4 protein-coding genes are annotated in these 2,936 nt (G+C 41.2%); all 4 read right to left on the reverse strand.

Features of this window, described 5'->3' with window-relative positions:
* Positions 1-488 (reverse strand): hypothetical protein (locus QUA01_RS27220; RefSeq protein ID WP_333265950.1); only part of this gene is annotated, 488 nt, incomplete at its 3' end.
* 317 nt (positions 489-805) lie between these two features.
* Positions 806-1,651, reverse strand: a complete 846-nt coding sequence (locus QUA01_RS27225; RefSeq protein ID WP_333093629.1) for an ISAzo13 family transposase — start codon at positions 1,649-1,651, stop codon at positions 806-808.
* Positions 1,652-1,831: 180 nt separating this feature from the next.
* Positions 1,832-2,011, reverse strand: coding sequence for a hypothetical protein (locus QUA01_RS27230; protein WP_333093627.1), 180 nt, complete (start codon positions 2,009-2,011; stop codon positions 1,832-1,834).
* A gap of 157 nt (positions 2,012-2,168) precedes the next feature.
* The gene (locus QUA01_RS27235; protein ID WP_333093628.1) at positions 2,169-2,618 is read right to left on the reverse strand and encodes a hypothetical protein; all 450 of its coding nucleotides are present in this window, start codon (positions 2,616-2,618) and stop codon (positions 2,169-2,171) included.
* Positions 2,619-2,936 lie beyond the last annotated feature (318 nt).

Below are 2,936 nucleotides of genomic sequence, written 5' to 3' on the forward strand. Positions count from 1 at the left end.
CGGTGAACCTTGTTCCATTCCCAATGGTACAGGGGCAACATACTTCGTTTGACAGCAGGCACACTGACCGCCATAACGTTCGATGCGGGTGATGATGGGACGAATTGGTGGTAGTTCGATTTTTTCGTAGATGGATTGTAATTTGGTAGTGCAGTAGCGGTCACTTTCTCTCCACACTGGGGACAATTTTTGAGTTGGGCGATGATTGTTTGGTCGGGATGAGGATGTAGTTCTCTTCTCCCTCCTACTCTTCCTAGGCTTCTTTGTCTTTTTATCCCCTCAATTTTCGATGGCCCAATGTTGGGCTTGAATCCTTTGGAGGGTGGAGTGCTGGAATTTTGAAGAGTTTTTTTGGGAGACGGACTTAGTTTTGCTTGGTCTGTGGCTGCTAACGCTGCGGTGAGTTTTTGGATTTTCTCCCATAGCTCTACTATCAACGCTTCTTTTGCCTCGTTCGATAGTTGCTTTAAGTCGGGGAGTTTTTCCATTTCTCTATCTAATGTCTATCTCGTCTTCTTGTCAAGGGGGTTGAGCAATTACCCCAGGAGAGCCAATCAAACTACCTAAATACTAGCTAGCTTACTTAAAAAACCATAATTCTTTATTCAACTTATTCAATCTTAACTAGAAAGTTAAGTCCATAAATGCTCTATAGCAAGTAACGATCGCCATTATCAAAACAGAACCGTCGCGACCATCGCCTCACACCGAATCATCCATCCACCCGCACTCCGCACAATCCCCATGCACCGGGGGCGTTTCGTACTTCGGATAAGGAATGAAAATTTAATAACTTTAGCGTTTGTTAAATAGTCGGCACTGCACGATAATTCCATTTTGGTAGATATTCATCAAAAATAATTTTCATTGTTTCTTTAAATCCATTAGGTACTTTTCGACCAGTTTCATAAATTTTCTCAATCACATTTACTACGACAGAAAGCCCGGTTTTAGTATGCGTTTTTGCCCTGAGTTTTTTCACTAACTCAAGAGAAGTAAAAATCACTCCTTGACAGGCTCTAGTTACGTGAGGAAACAAACGATGTTCGATCGGATTATACTTCGATGTATAGGGAGGATAGTGTGCGATCCTAATTTCTATTCCTAGTTCGTCAACTAACTTTTGTAAATCTGATTTAAAGATATGATGATTAGAATTATTACTGCCACCTCCATCGCATTTTATTAAAATTGAATCGGCTTGAGGATAGATAAATTTTCCGTAATTGAGCCACCATAATTTGATCGATTCACAAGCAAATTCACTCGTATCTTTACTGATTCCCAGGTTTAAATATCCTCGGTTATGTTGCAGATCGTAAATTCCATGAGGCACTACTTTCCCGTCAGCTAGACTCCAAAAATCACGATCAAATGTCGTAACAACTTCGGTAGTATATAGACTGCCTGCTCGATATAAATTTCCAATAAATTCCTTCTTTTTTGTGTCCATACTAACAAGTGGATTACCCCGCAACTCATACTGAGCCGTTATTCTGGCAAGATTATCAAATTGTTCATTACGATTTTTTGTGACTCCGGTCGTTTGTTGTTTTTGAGCTTTGCGTTTCACATATCCATGTTTTTTAAACAGTTTTTGAACGACTGTTGTACTGACTATTGTTTCCTGAGCCTTTAGACCTTCAACGATTTGTTGATGGGTAAGATTTGTCTATTTAATTTGAGCGGACATTGGATTTCCGGTTGTGTGGTTTTTTAAGACTTCTAAAAAACGCTCATAAAAATCAGGTATCTGAGAATCCCTAGTTTTTCTTCCTCCCCCTCTTCGGCGAATTCTCTTTTGATTCAAGGTGGGTTCTGATTCACTTTTTTACTCCTTAATGCCCTTGGCTATTGTATTTCTGTCTACTCCCAAAACTCGGGCTATGTAAATAATTCCACCACGACCAAGTTTTACGGCTTCTATCGCTGCATATTTTCTTTGGTCTTTTTCAGATAAAGACTGATGATGTTTGAGCATTAAAGCAGTAATTTCGTCTGAGTAATACATAAATTAAGTTAGTAAGAAATGATTCAAATCAACAAATAATCAGCGACATAAGAAGAAACAAGTAGGTATAATATTTGACATCTATACCGAAACATGAACCTATTTATATTCACTCATTTATTTATTATACATCGCTGATGTTATTAAATTTTCATTCCTAAGTCATTTCGCACTGGGGACACCGGCCTGTAAACAAGGGATGCGTATCCAAAAGTTCTAGCTGTTGTTCCAAAGTCCACCGCTGCGGAGGTTGCAGAATGAGTTCGCCGCTGTAGTAGCTCGCCCCTTCGGGTTCCCACAGTTCATCGGGTTCAGCATCGGGGTTTTCTCGGAAGTCAATGCAAGTATTGGTGTTGGGGCCTGCGGGATGGACGGCACAGACGAGGTGTGGGTTGTGGGCAAAGAGGAGACAGCGATCGCACTCAGGGAGTTTGGGCATGGCGGGTTGGGTTTTGATGTTGGTTTTAGTTTCCCAAAAATTGGGGTGTTGGGAGCGCGATCGCGGAACCGTGATTGCAGCCGTCGAAATCTCACAGCACCTCTCCTCAGATTGTTTGCAGCTTAAATTCCCTAGCATTCCGCCTTTGCTTTCGTGAAAAAAATTCAAATGCTTCAAATTGGCAGACGATTCGATTGTGTTTTAGTAGGCAGTTCTAAAACTTTCCTCTTTCTACAGGACTAAGTTGAAGGATAGAATGCGATCGCGATCATCAGATTTCAAACTATAAATCTAGCGGTACACTTTACTCTCCCAGCATTGGTCGTACCTGCAATTTCCAGAAGTTCCAATTAGAACCTCCAACGATCGGCTTTTATTTTGATTGCAACCTGTAGTTCATGTCGCATACATAGGGCTTGCTGGATAAGTGCAGAAAGGTTACACGGCGCGGTTATACGATCGCGCGATCGAGAGTTTAGTGCAAGA

Source organism: Microcoleus sp. S36a_B3, assembly GCF_036700745.1.
Taxonomy (GTDB): Bacteria; Cyanobacteriota; Cyanobacteriia; order Cyanobacteriales; family Microcoleaceae; genus Microcoleus.